Origin of the sequence: Archangium sp. Cb G35 (assembly GCF_001896145.1) — a bacterium.
Classification (GTDB): Bacteria; Myxococcota; Myxococcia; order Myxococcales; family Myxococcaceae; genus Archangium; species Archangium violaceum.
Map to the genome: position 1 here is coordinate 78,185 of NZ_MPOI01000012.1, position 18,928 is coordinate 97,112.

Below are 18,928 nucleotides of genomic sequence, written 5' to 3' on the forward strand. Positions count from 1 at the left end.
CGCCTCCCCGCTACGAATGCGCGGCTCTATTGCACGTCGCGTGCCCATTGTGGGGAAATAATTTCCCAAGTTGTTCCGGCCACTTGCACAGCGAGCAACCGGCGAGAGGGTGTGGAAAGGGCTGGAGGTCTGGCATTTTTGCCGCAGTAGCCTGAAAACCCTTCGGTTAAGTTGAGGAGCGTGAACACCCCCTCCCCTTCGACCCAAGCACACACCCTGAGCAGCGTGGAGGACGCGGAGACGCGCCTCGAGCAGGTGGGATATCTGGCTTCTCCGGAAATCGCGACCGCGAGCTTCCTGGCGGATCGGCTGCAGAAGCCCATCCTGGTGGAGGGACCGGCGGGGGTGGGCAAGACGGAGCTGGCCCGGGCATTGGGGCAGGCCCTGGGGCGCGAGTTCATCCGCCTGCAGTGCTACGAGGGCCTGGACGAGGCGAAGGCGCTCTACGAGTGGGAGTACGCCAAGCAGCTGCTCTACACCCAGCTCCTGAAGGACAAGATCGGAGAGATGGTGCAGGGCACGGGGACGCTGGGAGAGGCGGCGGACCGGCTGGCGTCGAGCGACGCGGTGTTCTTCTCGGAGCGCTTCCTGCTGCCGAGGCCGGTGCTGAAGTCCCTGCTGTCGGACAAGCCGGCGCTGCTGCTGGTGGATGAGATCGACAAGGCGGATCCGGAGTTCGAGGCCTTCCTGCTGGAGGTGCTGTCGGACAACGCGGTGACGATTCCGGAGCTGGGGACGTTCAAGGCGAAGCACGTGCCGCGGGTGGTGCTGACGTCGAACAACGCGCGGGAGCTGTCGGACGCGCTGAAGAGACGGTGCCTGCACCTGCACATCGACTTCCCGGACCGGGAGCGGGAGCTGAGGATCATCCGCAAGCGGCTGCCGGAGGTGTCGAGGACGCTGTCGGAGCAGGTGGTGGAGGCGGTGGCGGCGATCCGGAAGCTGGACTTGAAGAAGGCGCCGTCGATCAGCGAGACGCTGGACTGGGTGCAGAGCCTGGCGTTGCTGAACGCGGAGTCGCTGACGGCGGACATGGTGGCGGCGACGTTGAACCTGGTGCTGAAGCACGAGGGAGACATCGAGAAGGCGAAGAGCAACCTGGCGCAAATCGCACAGGCCTGAGCCCGACCAACCCCAAGCACACGCCAAACCCCAAGCGCCCACCAAACACCCAGCGCAAAACAAAACCCCTCTCCCGCCGGGAGAGGGACGGGGTGAGGGTGCCAGGATCCCAGGTTGAACCCGTGTATGCCCCCTCTCCCTCTGGGAGAGGGCTGGGGTGAGGGTCGAGATGACCTGGACCGAGGAAGGGCTGAAAGCAGAGGGCTTCGAGAACCCGAAGCGAGCGGCCAAGGAGCTCTCGGCGCTATCTGCGGAACTCGGAGCCCAGGCCGCGAAACGAATCCACGAGGCAGCGAAGCGGACCTCGGAGCCCGACGAGCTCATCGCGGCGTTCGACCGGATCCGCGAGGGCCTGAGAGCCCTCCCAGAGCCCACGCTCACGCGACTCCTGGAGCTACTCCCCCCGGTCTTCCACGCGAGCACCTTCGCGCCGCGACTCCTGACCACGAGGCCCGGGCTACTACACTGGCTCGCGGGCTCACGAACACTGACCCGGGAAAAACCGCGGGAGCACTACCGTCGGGAGGCACTGGGAGCCACAAGGCGCATCGCGGCAACAGATGCGGAGGGCCTATACCGCCGCCTGCGCCGCTACAAGTACCGCGAGCTACTACGCCTCATGGTGCGCGACGCGACCCTGCGAGCGCCCATGTCGGAGCTCGGCCGGGAGCAGACGGCGCTGTCCGAGGCGCTCATCGGAGCGGCGCTGTCCTGGGCGGAGCGGAGCCTCCAGGCGAGATACGGAACACCGGACGCCCCGGGCTTCTGCATCCTGGGGATGGGGAAGCTGGGCGGAGAGGATCTCAACTTCAGCTCGGACGTAGACCTCATCTACCTGTACCGGTCGGACGGACACACGACGGGAGGAACATCGGGCTCGCTGCCCACGGTGCAGTACTACACGCGGCTGGGCGAGGCGGTGACACAAGCCCTGACGAAGGTGACGGCGGAGGGCTTCTGCTACCGGGTGGACCTGAACCTGCGCCCGCAGGGACGAGCGGGGGCGATGGTGATCTCGCTGCCGGCCTCGCTGGCGTACTACGAGACATTCGGGCGCATGTGGGAGCGAGCGGCGCTCACGAAGGCGCGGGCGGTGGCTGGAGACGCGGCGCTCGCGGAAGAACTGTTGAGCGAACTGGGCCCGTTCATCTGGCGGCGGAGCCTGGACCTGTCGGCGGTGGACGGGCTGCGAGATCTGAAGGCGCAGATCGACATGCGCGGCAAGGCGAGCGCGGATGACGTGAAGCTGGGCCCGGGGGGAATCCGCGAGGTGGAGTTCTTCGTCAACGCGCTGCAACTGGTGCAGGGAGGCAAGGACCCGAGCCTGCGCGAGCCGAGGACGATGAAGGCGCTGCGCAAGCTGGAGCGAGCGGGCTTCGTCTCGGGACCGGATGCGGACGCACTGGAGGAGGCCTACGTCTTCCTGCGGCGGGTGGAGAACCGGCTGCAGATGTTGGAGGAGCGGCAGACGCAGGCACTGCCCACGGGAGAGCGGGAGCGCCGCCGGCTGGCCACGTCGCTGGGCCACGCGGACTGGGACACCTTCCGGGCCGAGCTGGAGCGGCACCGGCGCTTCGTGCTGGAGGCCTTCAACACACTGCTGGGGAAGACGGCGCGGGACGAGGTACCCGACGAGCCGCTGCTGGCGCTCGCGCTGGACCCGGACCTCGCACTGGAACAACGCCGGGCGGCGCTGGCGCAGCGGGGCTTCGAGGACCCCGATCGGGCACTGGCCGAGCTGGAGCGATTGGCCCGGGTGCCCCACTCGCCCTTCGCGGATGGAGGCTCGGGGGTGAAGGCGGTGCGGCTGTTGTCGGAGCTGGCACAGACGCCGGATCCGGACCAGGCGCTGCTGCACTTCTCGGATTTCCTCGCGCGGCTGCACCAGCCCGAGGGCTACCTCCGGCTGCTCACGGGCATGCCGCGGGCGAGCCGGCGCCTCTTCAACCTCTTCGGGCAGAGCGACTACCTCTCGCGCATCTTCCTGCGGCACCCGGAGCTGCTGGACGCCCTGGTGCAGGCGCAGCTGGACGAGGCGCACAAGTCCACCGAGCGCATCCGCCAGGAGCTGGGAGCACGGCTGGCGCGGCACCCGGACGCGGAGACGAAGCACGGGGCGATGCCGCGCTTCAAGAACGAGGAGGTGCTGCGCATCGGGCTCAACGACATCGGGGGAGACCTCTCGGTGCCGGAGGTGGCGCGGCAGCTCACGGCGGTCGCGGACGCCATCCTCGACGAGTGCCTCTTCCTGGCGCTGGAGGAGCAACGCGAGCGTTACGGCCTGCCGCTCGACGCGGGCGGGAAGCGCGAGGGGCTGGTGGTCATCGCCATGGGCAAGCTGGGCGGGTACGAGCTGGGCTACCACTCGGACCTGGACCTCATCTTCGTCTACAGCGGCAACGGCCAGGCGGACACGAGCGGAGGCAACCGTGGCGCCATCACCCACCACGAGTACTTCGCCAAGGCCGTGCAGCGGCTCCTGACGCTGCTCCAGGTACAGTTGCGCGAGGGGCACCTCTACAAGATCGACGCGCGGCTGAGGCCCTCGGGGAACCAGGGGGCGCTGGTGGTGAGCCAGGACACCCTGCGTGAGCACCACCAGAAGCGGGCCCAACTCTGGGAGCGCCAGGCGCTCATCAAGGCCCGGCCGGCCGCGGGAGACGCGGTGCGCTTCCTCCCCTTGAGGGACGAGGTGCTCACCCCGCTCGTCTACGAGCGTCCCCTGCCCCCGGACGCTGCGGCGGAGATCGACCGGCTGCGCACGCGCATGGAGCGCGAACTGGCCCACGAGAACGCCTGGCAGCTCAACCCGAAGCTGGGCCAGGGCGGGCTGGTGGACGTGGAGTTCACCGTCCAGTACCTGCAACTGGTGCACGGCCGGGAGCACCCGAGGGTGCGAAGCACCAACACGCTGGCGGCGCTGGAGGGACTCCAGGCCGAGGGCCTCCTGCCCCCCGAGGACGCCGAGGCGCTGCGCCAGGGCTACCTCTTCCTGCGCCGGGTGGAGAACCGGCTGCGGCTCGTGCACGCCAGCTCCCTGGCCCACATGCCCACCGGTGGCCGGCCCCTGGCGCAGCTCGCGCGCCGGCTGGGAGTCCTCGGCACCGAGCCGGGAGAAACGTTCCTCGCCCAATACAGAGCCAGCGCCGCCCGCGTGCGGGACGTGTATGCTCGCGTCCTTCGCGCCCCGCGCCCCGTCTGAGTCCTCCTGCCCGTGCTGCTGAAGCAACGCTTTCAAATCCTCCGGCCCCTCGAAGACATGGAAGTGGCCCTGGTGCGCGCGGCGGTGGACTCGCCCTCGCTGTTGGACTCGCGCGAGGAGGCCGTGTTGCGCACCGCCCTGTCCCTGGCGCGCCTCTACAAGCTGCGCCACGAGGGCCATGAGCACTCCGTGGAGACCTGGACGGCGCCCCTGCGCGAGGACGTGACGCGGAGACTCGGCCCGGTGCTGCTCGGCGGGCGGCGCATCACGAGGGATCAACTGGTGCCCCACGTGCGCGACCTGCGCGCCCCGGTGCTCAAGCTGCGCGACGAGCTCGTCCACCACCTCCAGGGGCGCGTGCCCGAGGAGGTCCTCCACCGCGAGCTGCGGCACAAGTCGCTGGTGGTGGTGGCCGGAGGCGGTGGCGGCGTGGCCTACGTGTACCTGGGCGTCATGAGCCTGCTGGACGAGCACGGTCTCAAGCCGGCGCTGCTGGCGGGCACCTCCATGGGCGCCATCCTGATGCTGATGCGCTCGCGCATGGCGCGCTTCGACCAGGGCGAGCTGGTGAGCATCATCCGCAGCCTCTCCTGGCGGAAGCTCTTCCGGTTCATCTCCACGGAGAACCGCTATGGGCTGCCGGCGGCGCTGCGGCTGTTCCTGCGCTCGGGCCTGGGCCGCTACTTCAACACGGGGCCGGGCATGCCCGAGTCGGGCCTGCGGCTGAAGGATCTGCCGGTGCCCATGATCATCGCGGTGGGCGGTATCCGGCGCGGCATGCTGCCCCAGCCCATCGAGTACTACGAGCGCCTGCTGGGCACGAGCCCGGTGAGCCTGCTCACTCCCACGGGCGTGGCGCGCCGCATCCAGGCGGTGATGGGCACGCTGGCCGAGTTCTTCACCCGGCCGGAGATCATGGTGAAGCTCCACCTCGGCGCGGACGAGGCGACGGCCGGATTCGACGCCATCGACGCGGCGGGCTTCTCCTCCTCGCTGCCCGGCGTCATCCACTACGACATGCTGCGCGACGACGCGCACATGCGCGGCCTGCTGGACGGGATGATGGAGGACAAGGGCATCTTCCGGCTGCTGGACGGGGGACTGGTGGACAACCTCCCGGTGAAGGCGGCCTGGAAGGCGGTGCACCACGGCAACATCGGCACGCGCAACGCCTTCTTCCTCGCGCTCGACGGCTTCGCCCCCAAGCTCACCACCCCCTTCTGGTTGCCCCTGCAACGGCTCGCGGCCATGACGGTGGCGCCCAACCTCCCCTACGCCCACCTCGTCAAACGCTTCGGCACCACCCTCTCCCCCCTGGAGCTGGTGCCCTCCGTCCAGTTGGCGACCAAGGCCATGCACTACGGCCGCAAGCAGCTCGGCGCGGACATGCCCTTCCTCTCCCGCATGCTCTCGCCCCTCCCCCACCTGGGGTGATGGGCTACTTTGAATTCAAACGAGTTCCTGGAAGAATGGGTCTTTTCCCCTTCACCAAGAGGACCCCTTCATGAGCTCGACCTCCGCCAACGTCGTGCGTGCCGAACAGATCTGGCTCGATGGGAAGCTGGTCAAATGGGACGACGGCCATGTGCCCGTCATGACCCACGCCCTGCACTACGGGTTGGGGGTCTTCGAGGGCATCCGGGCCTACCGCACCCACGATGGCCGACTTGCGGTGTTCCGCCTGCGGGAGCACATCGAGCGGCTTTTCGACTCGGCCCACATCTGCATGATGAAGCTGCCCTTCACGGTGGAGCAGCTCATGGAGGCGTGCCTGGAGCTGCTGCGCAAGCAGAAGGACCAGTTCGCCAACGGGGCCTACCTGCGCCCCATCGCCTTCATGGGTGACGGCGCCATGGGCCTGGGCGCCATCAACCCCACCCGCGTGGCCGTCACCGCCTGGGACTGGGGCGCGTACCTCGGCGACAAGGGCATCCGCGACGGCATCCGCGCCAAGGTGAGCTCCTACACCCGCATGCACGTCAACGTGAACATGGTGCGCGGGAAGATCTCCGGCCAGTACGTCAACTCCATCCTCGCCAAGCGCGAGGCCGTGCTCGCCGGCTATGACGAGGCCATCCTCCTGGACATCAGCGGCTTCGTCGCCGAGGCCTCCGGGGAGAACATCTTCCTCGTCAACAAGAAGGGCGTCATCAAGACCCCGCCCCTCTCCTGCCCCATCCTCGACGGCATCACCCGCGACACGGTGTTGAAAATCCTGCGCGACTCGGGCCGCACCGTGGAGGAGGTCACCGTCACCCGCGACGCCCTCTACATCGCCAACGAGGTCTTCTTCACCGGCACCGCCGCGGAAATCACCCCCGTCCGCGAGGTGGACAACCGCACCGTGGGCGCCGGCAAGCCCGGCCCCATCACCCAGTATGTGCAGGAGACCTACTTCCGCACCGTCCGGGGCCAGGAGCCGCGTTACATCGAGTGGCTTACCTACGTCTGACGGGCTCCTGAGCGGCCAGGGGACTCTGGACGTGCCGGAAGGGGGGCGGATCGGCTAGAAGTACGAGTCGATGCGCCCCGAGTACAACGCTCCCCCCAATCCCTTCAATCTCGAGAACCCGTCCATCCTCGACATCGCTCCGCCGGAGCCCAAGTCGCTGGAGGAGACGGGCCTGAAGATCGGCCTGCTCTCGGACATCGCCCTGCGCTACCTGTACTACCAGGGTACCGCCACGGGCATGGACATCGCCCAGGAGCTGCGCCTGCCCTGGCCCGGCGTCATCGAGCGCGTGGTGGACTTCCTCACCGCCGAGAAGCTCGTGGACCTCCGGGGCGGCAAGGGCTTCGGCCGCGCCTCGGTGGACTTCATCCTCACCGAGAAGGGCCGCGAGTACACCCGCGGCGCCATCGAGCGCAGCACCTATGTGGGCCCCGCCCCCATCCCCATCGAGCAGTACAACGCCCTCATCACCGCCCAGACGGAGGAGAGCCCCGTCATCAGCCGTGAGGACCTGGTCCAGGGCCTGGCCCACCTCACCGTCAACGCGGACCTGATGGACAAGCTGGGGCCGGCGGTGAACTCGGGCCGCTCGCTCTTCCTCTATGGGCCCCCGGGCAACGGCAAGACGAGCCTCGCCGAGGCCATCAGCCGCATGTTCGGCGGCGAGGTCTTCATCCCCCACTGTCTGGAGATCGACAACCAGATCATCAAGGTCTTCGACGCCCTCAACCACATCCCCATCACGCTCGAGTCCGAGCGCGATGCCCAGGGCCGGCGCGCCACCTTCGAGATGGACAACCGCTGGCAGCTGTGCCGGCGCCCCGCCGTCGTCGTGGGTGGCGAGCTGACGCTCGAAACGTTGGACCTCATCTATTCTCCCACCGCGCGCTTCTACGAGGCGCCCTTCCAGGTGAAGGCCAACGGCGGGATGCTCCTCATCGACGACTTCGGCCGCCAGAAGGTCCACCCCACGGATCTGCTCAACCGGTGGATCGTCCCCCTGGAGAAGCGGGTGGACTTCCTCACCCTGCACACGGGCAAGAAGTTCGAGATCCCCTTCGATCAGCTGCTCGTCTTCTCCACCAACCTGGACCCCAAGGAGCTGGTGGACGAGGCCTTCCTGCGCCGCATCAAGTACAAGATCGAGGTCAACAACCCCGACGAGGACGTCTACCGGGAGATCTTCGCCCGGGTGTGCGAGGCCTCCGGCATCCCCTACGTGGACCAGGCCGTCACCTACCTCTTCGAGCACTACTACAAGCCCAACAACATGCAGCTGCGCGCCTGCCACCCCAGAGATCTGGTGCAGCTCATCAAGGACGCGGCGCGCTACCGGCAGATTCCCCCGGCCCTTTCCAAGGACCTGCTCGACCAGGCGTGCGAGGTCTTCCTGGTCAGCCTCTGAGACAAGTAGCGTTTTAATTGTCCTAAGCTGCTGGAATTTCTACAATCCGTGAACCGTTGTTCCCACTGGCCGGGTTTACCCGTCCCGACCCGCCGGTCCCGCTGCCAGCCGGTGTGAAGGAGCGTCACGTCCGTGAAGGAACGCTACCAAGAGATCGACGAGAAGAACGAAACGCTGCGCGACTACCTCGGCATCTTCAAGGACAGGAGCCGCGACTTCCTGGAGAAGTTCGAGATGTCGTGGATCTACCACGACGCCGCGCTCGAGGGGACGGTGTACACCCAGCAGGAGCTGGTGTCGGCGCTCTTCCCCGAGCGGGCGAGCATGGACCCGGCGATGATCCCCGTGGTGCTGGAGGTGCGCAACCACAAGGCGGCGTGCGACTTCCTGCGTGAAGACGCGGCCAGCACGGGCAAGAAGCAGACGCAGATCACGCTGACCACCATCAAGCGGATCCACGACTTGCTGTGCGGCAACACGCCGGAGGCGCAGCAGGCGCGCGCCAACATCGAGCGGCGCGAGCGCACGGAGAAGGAGCTGGCCAAGGAGCGGGAGCGCAGCGGCTACCGCAAGGACATGCCCCTGCACCGCACGTACTTCCACGAGATCTCCCAGCCGGCGAAGATCCAGCCGGCGCTGGAGAAGCTGGTGGACTACACGGGCAGCGCCGAGTACCGCGAGTTCCACCCCATCAAGCAGGCGGCGGTGGTGCAGCACAAGTTCATGCAGATCTTCCCGTTCACGGAGAACAGCGGGAAGGTGGGGCGGATGCTCACCAACCTGGTGCTGCTGCGCAACGGGTACATGCCGGCGATCATCCACTCGATCGATCGTCAGCGGTACTACGAGTCGCTGCGAGGCGCCGAGGGTGTGTTCCGCGCGCTGCTGATGGACGCCATCGAGAACTCGTTGGACAACGGCGTGAAGTACTTCAAGGACATGAGCCGCCGCTACAAGGCCATCAACTAGGCCGTGCGAGTCGGGGCTCACGAGTCCATCGCGGGAGGCGTGAGCCGTGCACTGGCGCGAGCCGAGGAGCATGGCGCGCGCAGCCTGCAGGTCTTCACGAAGAACGCCCGGGGCTGGAAGGCCCCGCCCCTCACCGAGGAGGAGTGCCACGCCTTCCGCGAGGAGGTGCGGCGCACGGGGCTGCCGGTGGTGGCGCACGGCAGCTACCTGGTGAACCTCGGCGCCGAGGAGCCGGCGCAGCGCGAGAAGTCGCTGGACTGCGTCGTCGAGGAGCTCACCCGGTGTGAGCGGCTCGGCATCCCCTTCCTCATCCTCCACCCGGGTGGACACCCGGACGAGCGGCGCGGGCTGGCGCTGATTGCACGGGCGCTGGACGAGGTGCACGCGCGCACGCCGCGCTTCCAGTCACGCATCTGCCTGGAGGTGACGGCGGGCCAGGGCAACTGCCTGGGCTGGCGCTTCGAGCACCTGGCGGAGGTGCTGTCCCGGACGGCGGACGCGGGGCGCCTGGGCATCTGTCTGGACACCTGCCATCTGTTCGCCGCCGGGTACGATCTCTCGACGGAGGCCGGTTACCATCATGTGATGGAGGAGTGCGATCGGATGGTGGGGCTGGAGCGGGTGCATTGCGTGCACCTCAACGACAGCAAGAAACCGTTGGGATGCCGGGTGGATCGCCACGAGGAAGTGGGCAAGGGAGCGATCGGGCTCACGCCCTTCCGTTGCCTGATGAAGGATTCGCGCTTCGTCAACACCATTGGAATCCTGGAGACCCCGTACCCCGAGCGTTACGCAGAAGCCATCAAGCGTCTCGAATCGCTCGGCCGGAGGAAGTAAACACAGCACCCATGCCTGCTACACCGACAGCCAACAGCCGAAGGACGCCCGGAGGCGGCGAGGGCCCCGAGCCCGCGCCCCCCCGGCTCGCGAACCTGCCGGCACGCGCCAAGCTGGAGCGGCTGCTCCGGGTGGCCAAGGGTCACAAGAAGGCCCTCGTGCTCACCCACGACAATCCGGATCCGGACTCCATCGCCGCGGCGGTGGCACTCGCCCATTTGCTGAAGGAGCGAGCGGACGTGGAGGAGGCCCGGGTGGGCTACGGCGGCATCATCGGCCGGGCGGAGAACATCGCCTTCGTGAAGGTGCTGCGCCTGCCCGTGGTGCCCATCGCCCAGCTGGATCTGGACGAGTACGATCTGCTGGCGCTCGTGGACACGCAGCCGCCCACGGGCAACCACGCGATTCCGCCGCGCCTGCGCGGTGAGGTGGACATCGTCATCGACCACCACCCGCTGCGCAACGAGAGCCTGGAGTCGCCCTTCGCGGACGTGGGAGGAGACTTCGGCTCGACGTCGACGATGCTGGTGGAGTACCTGCGCGCCGCGGGGCTGGAGCCCTCCACGGAAGTGGCCACGGCGCTGTTCTACGGCCTGAAGGCGGACACGCGGGATCTGGGGCGCGAGACGACCCAGACGGACATCGACACGTACCTGTGGCTGTTCCCGCGGATGCACAAGCACCTGCTGGCGCAGATCGAGCACCCGGAGCTGCCGGCGAGGTACTTCCAGCTGTACCACACGGCCTTCGAGCGGGCGAAGGTGTACGGGGACACGGCGATCGTGACGGACCTGGAGGAGGTCTACTCGCCGGACATGGTGGCCGAGGTGGCCGAGCGGTTGATGTTCCTCGAGGGGATGAAGTGGTCGCTGGCGTACGCGACGTACCGCAACCAGCTCTTCCTGTCGCTGCGGGTGAAGGATCGGCGGATGAACGCGGGGCGGCTGATCCGGGAGATCTGCGAGGACTACGGCGGCTCGTCGGGAGGCCACGGCAGCATGGCGGGCGCGAGGATTCCGCTCTCGGGGAGGGCGACGCAGCGCAAGGCGGTGAAGCGCGAGCTGGTGCGCAAGTTCCTCGAGGCCTTTGGAGTCGCGGATGAGCGTCCGGTGGGACTGCTGTCCGCGCCCTCGCCGTGATCTACTGGGACCACAACGCGGCGGCGCCGGTGAGGCCGGAGGTGGCGGCGCTGCTGACGAAGACTTTCGCCGAAGGAGGCTGGGGCAACGCCTCGAGCGTGCACCGGAGCGGGCGGGAGGCACGGGGCCGGCTGGACGCGGCGCGGGCCCGGGTGGCGCGCGTGCTGGGCTGTGAGCCGAAGGAGGTGTGCTTCACCGGCTCGGGCTCGGAGGCGGACGCGCTGGCGGTGAAGGGAGCCTGGCTCGCGCGGAAGGAGACGCGGCGGCGGCGGGTGGTGAGCTCGGCGATCGAGCACCCGGCGGTGCTGGCGGCGTTGAAGCAGCTGGAGGCGCTGGGCGCGGAGGTGGTGCGGGTGCGTCCGGAGCGGGACGGCCGGGTGCCGCTGGAGGCGATGCTGGAGGCGCTGACGCCGGAGACGGTGCTGTGCTCGTTGATGTGGGCGAACAACGAGACGGGCGTGGTGCAGCCGGCGGCGGAGCTATCGCGGGTATGCCGTCAGCGGGGCATCCTGTTCCACACGGACGCGGTGCAGGCGGTGGGAAAGCTGCCGGCGCACCTGCGCGAGGTGGACGCGGATCTGCTGGCGCTCTCGGCGCACAAGTTCGGAGGGCCGGCGGGAGCGGGAGTGCTGGTGGTGCGCAAGGGCGTGGAGCTACAGGCGCTGACGCCGGGACACCAGGAGGCGGGATTGCGCGGAGGGACGCAGAACGTGCCCTACGCGGAGGCGCTCGCCCTGGCGCTGGAGCTGGCACACGAGGAGCAGCCGGCACACGCGGCGCGGGTGCAGCAGCTGAGGGACACGTTCGAGCGGGAGGTGCGCTCGCGCATTCCGGACGTGACGGTGAACGGAGAGGGAGCGCTGCGGGTGCCGAACACGAGCAACCTGTGCTTCCACGGCGCGGACGGCGAAGCACTCCTGATCGCGTTGGACCTGGAAGGCATCTGCGTCTCGTCGGGAGCGGCGTGTGCCTCGGGGACCCTGACGCCCTCGCACGTGCTGTTGGCGATGGGACTCACGCCAGCGCAGGCGAACGGAGCCCTGCGCTTCTCACTGGGCCCGAAGGCAACGGAAGAAGAAGTGGCCCGGGTAGTGGAGGCCCTGAGCACCCATGTCCCGAGGGCCCGGGAGCTGAACCTGGAGTAATCAGTCCAAACCCCACCCTGCCCAATCTCCCCTCGCCCTCCGGGAGAGGGACGGGGTGAGGGTGCCACGCATCCCAGGTTGAACCCGTGTCTGCCCCCTCTCCCTCTGGGAGAGGGCTGGGGTGAGGGTCATCCCGTCCCCACCCGTGCTCCTCGGCTACCACTTCTGGTCGGGGAGCTGCTTCTCGCGAACGTCACCGGGAGGCTGACCGTAACCCGGCGAGCCCTCATGGGACTCCTGGGGTTTGTCCGGCTTGCGCTCGACCTTGCGCTCGGTGTCCGCCTCGCGGGTCTCCTGGGGCTTCTTCTCCTTCTGGGTCGCCATCTCGAATCCTCCTTCGCGCGCTGGCGCTGACCTCGTGCAGGGGAAGATCGGCATCGAACAGAAGACCGGCAGCGGGGAACCAGGCGGACAGGAGAGCGCAGACCCTCACCCCAGCCCTCTCCCAGAGGGAGAGGGGGCACAACACGGATCCAACCTGGGGTACCCGATACCCTCACCCCGACCCTCTCCCGGAGGGCGAGGGAGGGATGCGGGGAGCAGGCGGAGTAACGGAATTACTTCGCGTCGGTGATGCCGAACAGCCCACGCACCACAGCGGCGATGGCCAACGGCGTGCCCACCCGCTCGTCGTAGTGCGGCGCCAGCGCATCGGCGAAGGCCTCGGCCGTGACGAACCGGTCCTCGGGATTCACCGCGAAACCGCGGTGGATGATCTCATCCAGCGCCTCGGGGATCTCCGGGCGGATGAGGCTCGGCGGCAGGTAGTCCCGGTAGACGATCTTCGTGAAGACCTCTTCCGGGGTGGTGCCGGTGAAGGGGCGCTGGAGCGTCAGCAGCTCGTACAGCACGACCGTCGCGGCCCACAGGTCCACCGACGGCGCGATGGCGCCCTGCAGTGCCTCGGGCGACAGGTAGTAGGGCTTGCCGAGCACCTCGCCGCCCTGGAGCACGCCGTCCACGCGCAGCCGGGCCACGCCGAAGTCACCCAGCTTGATGTCCCCCAACCGCGAGATGAACAGGTTGGAGGGCGAGATGTCGCAGTGGACGATGCCCAGGGGCTCGTCCTGGGGTCCGGTGGCGGAGTGGGCGTACGCCAGGGCCTCGAGCAGCGTGCGCGCCAGGTAGACGGCGAAGTCCAGGGGCAGGTGGATGCCGCGGTGCTTGCAGCGGCGGAGGATCTGCCCCAGGTCCCGGCCGTCCACCAGGTCCATGACGATGAAGTACTGGCCCTCGACCACGCCCACGTCGAGCACCTGGACGATGTTGGGGTGATCCAACTGCTTGGTGAGGCGGGCCTCGGAGGCGAAGAGGGCGACGGAGGCCGGATCCTTGGTGAGGGCGGGCAACAGCCGCTTGACGGCCACCGTCCAGCCCTGGCGGGGGCCGGAGCGGACACGGGCGCGGAAGACCTCGGCCATGCCCCCCTTGCCGAGCTGCGATTGGATTTCGTAGTTGCCGAGGATCCGGGGGATCCGCGGCGTGGGAGAGGTGCTCACGCGCTCAGGGTCCCGTCTGTTGCCGCCTTCCGGCAGAGGCCTTGTTGTTCGCGACTGCCTGCTGGAGCAGCCCCAGGTACTTGTTGAGGAAGGCCCCGTCCGAGCTCAAGAGCCGATCCAACTCCGCGTCCTGCGAGCCCTCGGTGATGGCGAAACCGAGTTTCACCGCCTGCCCCAGGCTGGCCAGCGCCTGCTTCTTGTCCCCCAGCCGGCTGTAGGCGCAGGCCAGGTTGTAATGGATGCTCGACTCGCGCGGATTGAGCAACCGCGCCCGGTTCAGGGCGTCGATGGAGTCCTGGGCCTGGCCGCGCATCAACCAGGCCGTGCCCAGCCCGAAGAAGGCCACCCAGTTGCGGTCATCGAGGGTGATGCTCCGCTCGAACTCGGCCGCCGAGCCGCTCCAATCCTTCCTGCCCAGGAGCTGGTTGCCCAGCTCCAGCGCCTCCTTGGCGGCCTCGGGGTTGCGCTTCTCCGTGCGCAGGCGCGCCAGGCCCCCCCGCACCGGAGCCTGCGCGGACACCGCCTCCGCCGGCTGCAGCACCAGCAGTCCACCCTTGCCCAGCCCCGGCACCTGGCACCCCGCCTGCGGCCGCACATAGGCCGTCAGCGACCGGTCCTCCGTGCTGTACAGGGCGAGGACGGGCACGGTGCCCAGGGCCGGGCAGGACGGGCCCTCCAGGCACAGGGTGAGTTGCCCCACCAGCACGTTCCCCAGCACTTGCCCCTCCAGCACCGGGCTCTTGGGCTTGAAGCGGCAGGGGCCCCCATCGACAGCGTGCGCGACCAGGCGCTCGTTCGCGACGGTCCACTCCACCCGCCCCAGCACGGCCGCCTGGTAGCTTCCCTGGGGCACGGCTTGTGCCCTGGCGGCGGCTCCGGGGGCTGCGGCGATGAGGGCCGCGAGGCCGATTGTTCTGGAAACGGACGCCATGGGTGAAGTGGGAGCCCCTCCATCATAGGAGGTGGCCGCCTGCCTTGTAAACGCGCGGCAATGGCTTGACCCATCCGCTCCGCGTTCTTATCATTCCTTCAGGCATTCCTGGGTTTCCCCAGGAGTTTCAAGCGTTTGCAGTCAGGAAAGGTTTGGTAGAAGGGCTGTCCCCTGCGGGGCGCGTGATGCCCAGCAGAAATTCGAACCGATACGTCCATCACGGGGTCCGTTTCGAGCTCCATGAGCAAGCCCTCCCCTCGCGGGATGAGGGAAGCCTACGGAGCCACGACTTCGAACCCCACCTGGCTTTTTAGGGTTCAATGGACGCTAGGCACACGGCCATTCGGCGGGGGACTTTTTTTCACTCTTGGCGGGAGCGGGGCAGGTGGCGAGCGAGACGGTGGCACAAGAGGGAGCGGCTCGGAAGGTGTCTCTGCGCGAGGAGCTCACGGCGCGGCGCAAGGCGATGACGCCGGACATCATCGACGAGCGTGGGCTGAAGGTGCAGGCCCGATTCCTGGCGACACCTTATTACCAAAAGGCGAGGACGGTGGCGCTCTACGCCCCCATTCGGGGTGAAGTGCCCACACGGGACATCCTCATCGCGGCACTGCAGGACGAGAAGATCGTCTGCTACCCGCTGTCCCACGTCCATGGACGTATCCTGTCCTTCCGGGCCATCAAGTCCGAGGCGGAGCTGGAGCCGGGCAGGCTCGGAGTACGCGAGCCCACCAACTCCGCCGAGCTCATCCCGGTGGACCAGATCGACCTGTTCGTGGTGCCCGGGTTGGGCTTCACACGCGACGGCAAGCGGCTGGGCCGGGGCGGCGGCTACTACGACGCCACCCTGAAGGCGGCCTCCGCGCGCAGCCGGCGGGTGGGGCTGGCCTTCGGCGACCAGGTCGTCGATACCATGCCGACGACGAATGACGACGTGGACATGGACCTCGTCGTCACCGAGTCGGAGACACTGCGCGGGCTCTACCGCGACTGGGATTTTCTGGACACGTGAAAGTACTCTTCATGGGCGATGTGGTGGGCAAGCCGGGCGTAACGGCTGTGCGCACCCTTCTCCCCAAGCTCATCGCGCGCCACTCGGTGGACCTCGTCATCGCCAACGCTGAGAACAGCGAAGGCGGTGCGGGGATCTCCCCCGAGTCGGCCGAGGCGCTGCTCGCCAGTGAGGTCAACCTCCTGACGAGCGGCAACCATTTCTGGACCAAGAAGCAGATCCTCCCCTGGGTGGAGGACAATCCACACCTGCTCCTGCGGCCGGCCAACTACCCCAAGGGGGCGCCGGGACGGGGGCACACCGTCATCCAGACGCCGGACGGGCGCAAGCTCGGGGTGCTCAACCTCGAGGGCCGCGTCAACATGAAGCCCCTGGACAACCCGTTCACGGTGGCGCCGGAGCTGGTGGCGGAGCTGCGCAAGCAGACGCCCTGCATCCTGGTGGACATGCACTGCGAGGCCACCAGCGAGAAGAACGCCATGGGCGCCCACCTGGACGGCAAGGTGTCCGCGGTGGTGGGCACCCACACCCACGTGCAGACGGCCGACGAGCGCATTCTGCCCGGCGGCACGGCCTACATCACCGACGTGGGCATGTGCGGCCCGCTGGACTCCGTCATCGGGATGAAGAAGGAGTCCTCCATCGAGCGCTTCATCACCCTGCGCCATGTCCCCTACGAGCTGGCCAAGAACCTGGTCTACCTGCAGGGCGTGATCATCGACATGGACGACAAGACGGGGAAGGCGCGCGGCATCGAGCGCGTGCGCGAGCACCTGCCGGGAACCTGAGCGGCACGCACGCCGGGCGACGTCCTTTGTCCACCTGCCCGCGTTTTCGGGTAGGTTGCGCTGCGTCATGTCCGAAAATCCGCTGCGCAAGGCGACCCCCCAGGAGCAGTTCGAGGAAGTGACCCGCGGCACCGTGGACATCCAGGTGCCCGAGGATCTCAAGAAGAAGCTCGAGCGCTCGTATGAGACGGGCAAGCCGCTCATCATCAAGGCGGGCTTCGATCCGAGCCGGCCGGACCTGCACCTGGGCCACTCGCTGCTGCTCACGCGCATGCGGCGCTTCCAGGAGTTCGGCCACCAGGTGGTGTTCCTCATCGGTGACTTCACCGCGCTGATTGGCGACCCCTCCGGGAAGAACGTCACGCGCCCCGCCCTCACCCGCGAGGAAGTGAAGGTCAACGCGAAGACGTACCAGGATCAGGTCTTCAAGGTGCTGGACGCCGCGAAGACGCAGGTGCGCTTCAACTCCGAGTGGTTGGACAAGCTGGGGACGGAGGGAATGATCCGCCTGGCGGCGCGCTACTCGGTGCAGCGCATGCTGGAGCGCGACGACTTCAAGACGCGCTTCCGGGAGAACCGCTCCATCTCCATCCACGAGTTCCTCTACCCGCTGCTGCAGGGCTACGACTCGGTGGCGCTGAAGGCGGACGTGGAGCTGGGCGCGACGGATCAGCTCTTCAACCTGCTGGTGGGCCGGCAGCTCATGAAGGAAGAGGGCATGGAGCCGCAGGTCATCATGACCGGGCCCATCCTCGAGGGCCTGGACGCGAAGATGGTCGACGGGAAGATCGTCGGCGACAAGATGTCCAAGAGCCTGGACAACTACGTGGGCATCAGTGATCCGCCGGAGCAGATCTACGGCAAGCTGATGAGCATCACGGACGACCTGATGTGGCGGTACTACGAGCTGCTGTCGTCGCGGACGCTCAAGGAGCTGGGCGAGCTGAAGCAGAAGGTGGCGAGCGGGGAGGTGCACCCGAAGGCCGCCAAGTCGGGCTTCGCGCAGGAGATGGCGGCGCGCTTCCACGACGCGGAGTCGGCGCAGAAGGCGATGCAGGGGTGGGAGGAGCGCTACTCGCAGAAGAAGATCGTCGCCGAGGACCAGCCGCTGGTCGAGGTGGGGATGGGCGGAGCGCCGAAGCTGCTGCTGGCGAAGGCGCTGGCCGAGGCGAAGCTGGTGGCGTCCGTCACGGAGGCGCGCAAGCTGATGGGCCAGGGCGGCGTGAAGGTGAACGGGGAGAAGGCCACGGACCCGAAGCACGAGCTGGATGCGGGCGAGTACCTGGTGCAGGTGGGCAAGCACAAGTCCGCGCGCATCAAGCTGGCTTGAGCCCCCTCTCCCTCTGGGAGAGGGCCGGGGTGAGGGTATCCTCCGCGGATCCATGCGGACCCTCACCCTGCTGCTGATCGCCCTCTGTACCCTCCCCTTCCGAGCCCACGCCTCGGGCGCCTTCGTCTCCGGCACCCGGCTGGAGGCCGTGGCGGAACCCGAGTCCACCCGGGTCGTCTTCACCGTCGAGCCGGACAAGGCCTATCCCGTCCTCAAGAAGGGAGGCCCCGGACGCGCGTGGTGCAAGCTGAAGGGGGCCACGGGCGAGGGCTGGGTGAAGTGCGACGGCACGGCGGAGCTGCCGGAGCAGCCGCGGATGAGTGGTGAGTTCCTGGCCTCGAAGGACCGGGCCCCGGAAGCCGCTCCCCTGTCCGCCGACATCCCCCAGGCCACGGGCTGCGCGACCCGCTGCGACAAACCGCCCCTGTTCCGCCAGCTCCCCGCGCTCAAGCCCGTGGACCGCGAGGTGCTCGGAATGTGCCCGGCGCGGCCCGACGCCTCGGTGAGCCGCGGCGACGTGCAGCGCTTCATGTCCGCGCACTACGACGATCCACGCATCCAGCGCGCCCTGTCCACCGCGGGCCGCCCGGGCTCGCGCCAGGGGAACATCGAGTGGCTCACCGGCCTGTGGGTCAGCACCGGACCGCGCAACGCCTTCACCCACGTCTTCTGCGGCGACGAGTGGCTGGAGAAGAACATCGGCGGGCTGCACTACCTGCCGCGCTACGCCCAGCTCGAGTCCGAGGGGAAGCTGTGCTTCGACGGCCCCGCGCGCGGGGGCAAGGCGCTCCAGGGCTCGCAGTACCTCATCCGCTTCCGCGGCGTGGCCCCCTGGTCCTGCGCCGAGAAGAAGCTCGGCGGCTTCGCGCAGGCGGAGGATCCGGTGGCCATGGTGGCCATCGGCACCCGCGCCTTCGCCCGGTGCTGCGCTCGCGATGGGGCGAAGAGGGAGGGCGGCGTGTACTCGGCGCCAGACCTCGGTGGCAAGTCGTGGCGCATCTGGTGCGGGACGCGCAATGGCACCTACGGCATCGCCACGCTGTATCCCACCGACGAGCGCGCCACCTGCGGCGAGTGACGCGGAACCGCGATGACCG

At 68.1% G+C, this 18,928-nt stretch carries 16 protein-coding genes and 1 other RNA gene; 14 read left to right on the plus strand and 3 right to left on the minus strand.

The genetic code is table 11. The features are described 5' to 3' along the window. The first annotated feature begins 180 nt into the window (after positions 1-180). From BO221_RS33140 to BO221_RS33180, 9 genes are all read left to right on the plus strand, one after another. Complete coding sequence (locus BO221_RS33140; protein WP_073564876.1) at positions 181-1,122, plus strand: MoxR family ATPase; 942 nt, start codon at positions 181-183, stop codon at positions 1,120-1,122. Positions 1,123-1,279: 157 nt separating this feature from the next. Continuing rightward, positions 1,280-4,324, plus strand: a complete 3,045-nt coding sequence (gene glnE, locus BO221_RS33145) for a bifunctional [glutamate--ammonia ligase]-adenylyl-L-tyrosine phosphorylase/[glutamate--ammonia-ligase] adenylyltransferase (RefSeq protein ID WP_143195820.1) — start codon at positions 1,280-1,282, stop codon at positions 4,322-4,324. A 12-nt stretch (positions 4,325-4,336) separates the two neighbouring features. Next, a complete protein-coding gene (locus BO221_RS33150) occupies positions 4,337-5,758 on the plus strand; it encodes a patatin-like phospholipase family protein (protein WP_073564878.1) in 1,422 nt (473 codons plus the stop codon). Positions 5,759-5,828: 70 nt separating this feature from the next. After that, a complete protein-coding gene (locus tag BO221_RS33155) occupies positions 5,829-6,776 on the plus strand; it encodes a branched-chain amino acid transaminase (protein ID WP_073564879.1) in 948 nt (315 codons plus the stop codon). A 70-nt stretch (positions 6,777-6,846) separates the two neighbouring features. Continuing rightward, on the plus strand, positions 6,847-8,181 hold the full coding sequence (locus BO221_RS33160; protein WP_073564880.1) for an AAA family ATPase: 1,335 nt from the start codon (positions 6,847-6,849) through the stop codon (positions 8,179-8,181). 132 nt (positions 8,182-8,313) lie between these two features. After that, positions 8,314-9,150 (plus strand): Fic family protein, encoded by an 837-nt coding sequence (locus tag BO221_RS33165; protein ID WP_043391574.1) that lies wholly within the window; start codon positions 8,314-8,316, stop codon positions 9,148-9,150. Between the two features lie 3 nt (positions 9,151-9,153). Further along, positions 9,154-9,987: a deoxyribonuclease IV gene (locus BO221_RS33170; protein WP_073564881.1), complete on the plus strand. Its 834-nt coding sequence runs from the start codon at positions 9,154-9,156 to the stop codon at positions 9,985-9,987. A gap of 11 nt (positions 9,988-9,998) precedes the next feature. Beyond that, the gene (locus BO221_RS33175; RefSeq protein ID WP_073564882.1) at positions 9,999-11,126 is read left to right on the plus strand and encodes a bifunctional oligoribonuclease/PAP phosphatase NrnA; all 1,128 of its coding nucleotides are present in this window, start codon (positions 9,999-10,001) and stop codon (positions 11,124-11,126) included. After that, positions 11,123-12,271 carry a cysteine desulfurase family protein gene (locus BO221_RS33180; protein WP_073564883.1) on the plus strand — a complete coding sequence of 383 codons (1,149 nt, stop codon included), beginning with the start codon at positions 11,123-11,125 and terminating at the stop codon, positions 12,269-12,271. The genes BO221_RS33175 and BO221_RS33180 overlap by 4 nt, the downstream gene beginning before the upstream one ends. Before the next feature lie 156 nt (positions 12,272-12,427). Here BO221_RS33180 and BO221_RS55570 read toward each other — a convergent pair whose 3' ends face one another. The 3 genes from BO221_RS55570 to BO221_RS33190 all read right to left on the minus strand — a co-directional run bounded on the left by BO221_RS55570 (position 12,428) and on the right by BO221_RS33190 (position 14,701). Next, positions 12,428-12,595, minus strand: a complete 168-nt coding sequence (locus BO221_RS55570; protein ID WP_198956243.1) for a hypothetical protein — start codon at positions 12,593-12,595, stop codon at positions 12,428-12,430. A 233-nt stretch (positions 12,596-12,828) separates the two neighbouring features. After that, the gene (locus tag BO221_RS33185) at positions 12,829-13,770 is read right to left on the minus strand and encodes a serine/threonine-protein kinase (RefSeq protein WP_073564884.1); all 942 of its coding nucleotides are present in this window, start codon (positions 13,768-13,770) and stop codon (positions 12,829-12,831) included. Between the two features lie 4 nt (positions 13,771-13,774). Further along, positions 13,775-14,701 carry a tetratricopeptide repeat protein gene (locus BO221_RS33190; protein ID WP_083681733.1) on the minus strand — a complete coding sequence of 309 codons (927 nt, stop codon included), beginning with the start codon at positions 14,699-14,701 and terminating at the stop codon, positions 13,775-13,777. Positions 14,702-14,866: 165 nt separating this feature from the next. Between BO221_RS33190 and ssrS the strand changes: the two genes are divergently transcribed. From ssrS to BO221_RS33215, 5 genes are all read left to right on the plus strand, one after another. Further along, positions 14,867-15,058, plus strand: a non-coding RNA gene (ssrS, locus tag BO221_RS33195) — 6S RNA. A gap of 70 nt (positions 15,059-15,128) precedes the next feature. After that, positions 15,129-15,713 (plus strand): 5-formyltetrahydrofolate cyclo-ligase, encoded by a 585-nt coding sequence (locus BO221_RS33200; RefSeq protein ID WP_233166359.1) that lies wholly within the window; start codon positions 15,129-15,131, stop codon positions 15,711-15,713. Beyond that, positions 15,710-16,501 carry a TIGR00282 family metallophosphoesterase gene (locus BO221_RS33205; RefSeq protein WP_073564887.1) on the plus strand — a complete coding sequence of 264 codons (792 nt, stop codon included), beginning with the start codon at positions 15,710-15,712 and terminating at the stop codon, positions 16,499-16,501. The genes BO221_RS33200 and BO221_RS33205 overlap by 4 nt, the downstream gene beginning before the upstream one ends. A gap of 67 nt (positions 16,502-16,568) precedes the next feature. Next, the gene (gene tyrS, locus BO221_RS33210) at positions 16,569-17,831 is read left to right on the plus strand and encodes a tyrosine--tRNA ligase (RefSeq protein WP_073564888.1); all 1,263 of its coding nucleotides are present in this window, start codon (positions 16,569-16,571) and stop codon (positions 17,829-17,831) included. Positions 17,832-17,883: 52 nt separating this feature from the next. After that, positions 17,884-18,909: a hypothetical protein gene (locus tag BO221_RS33215; protein WP_198956244.1), complete on the plus strand. Its 1,026-nt coding sequence runs from the start codon at positions 17,884-17,886 to the stop codon at positions 18,907-18,909. Positions 18,910-18,928: the final 19 nt, after the last annotated feature.

What these genes read in the sequence shown, in the direction of transcription:
- BO221_RS33175 (WP_073564882.1), top strand. Translation starts at nt 9,999, where the DNA reads ATGCCTGCTACACCGACAGCCAACAGCCGAAGGACGCCCGGAGGCGGC.
- tyrS (WP_073564888.1), top strand. Translation starts at nt 16,569, where the DNA reads ATGTCCGAAAATCCGCTGCGCAAGGCGACCCCCCAGGAGCAGTTCGAG.
- BO221_RS33155 (WP_073564879.1), top strand. Translation starts at nt 5,829, where the DNA reads ATGAGCTCGACCTCCGCCAACGTCGTGCGTGCCGAACAGATCTGGCTC.
- BO221_RS33160 (WP_073564880.1), top strand. Translation starts at nt 6,847, where the DNA reads ATGCGCCCCGAGTACAACGCTCCCCCCAATCCCTTCAATCTCGAGAAC.
- BO221_RS55570 (WP_198956243.1), bottom strand. Translation starts at nt 12,595, where the DNA reads ATGGCGACCCAGAAGGAGAAGAAGCCCCAGGAGACCCGCGAGGCGGAC.
- BO221_RS33190 (WP_083681733.1), bottom strand. Translation starts at nt 14,701, where the DNA reads ATGGCGTCCGTTTCCAGAACAATCGGCCTCGCGGCCCTCATCGCCGCA.
- BO221_RS33215 (WP_198956244.1), top strand. Translation starts at nt 17,884, where the DNA reads ATGCGGACCCTCACCCTGCTGCTGATCGCCCTCTGTACCCTCCCCTTC.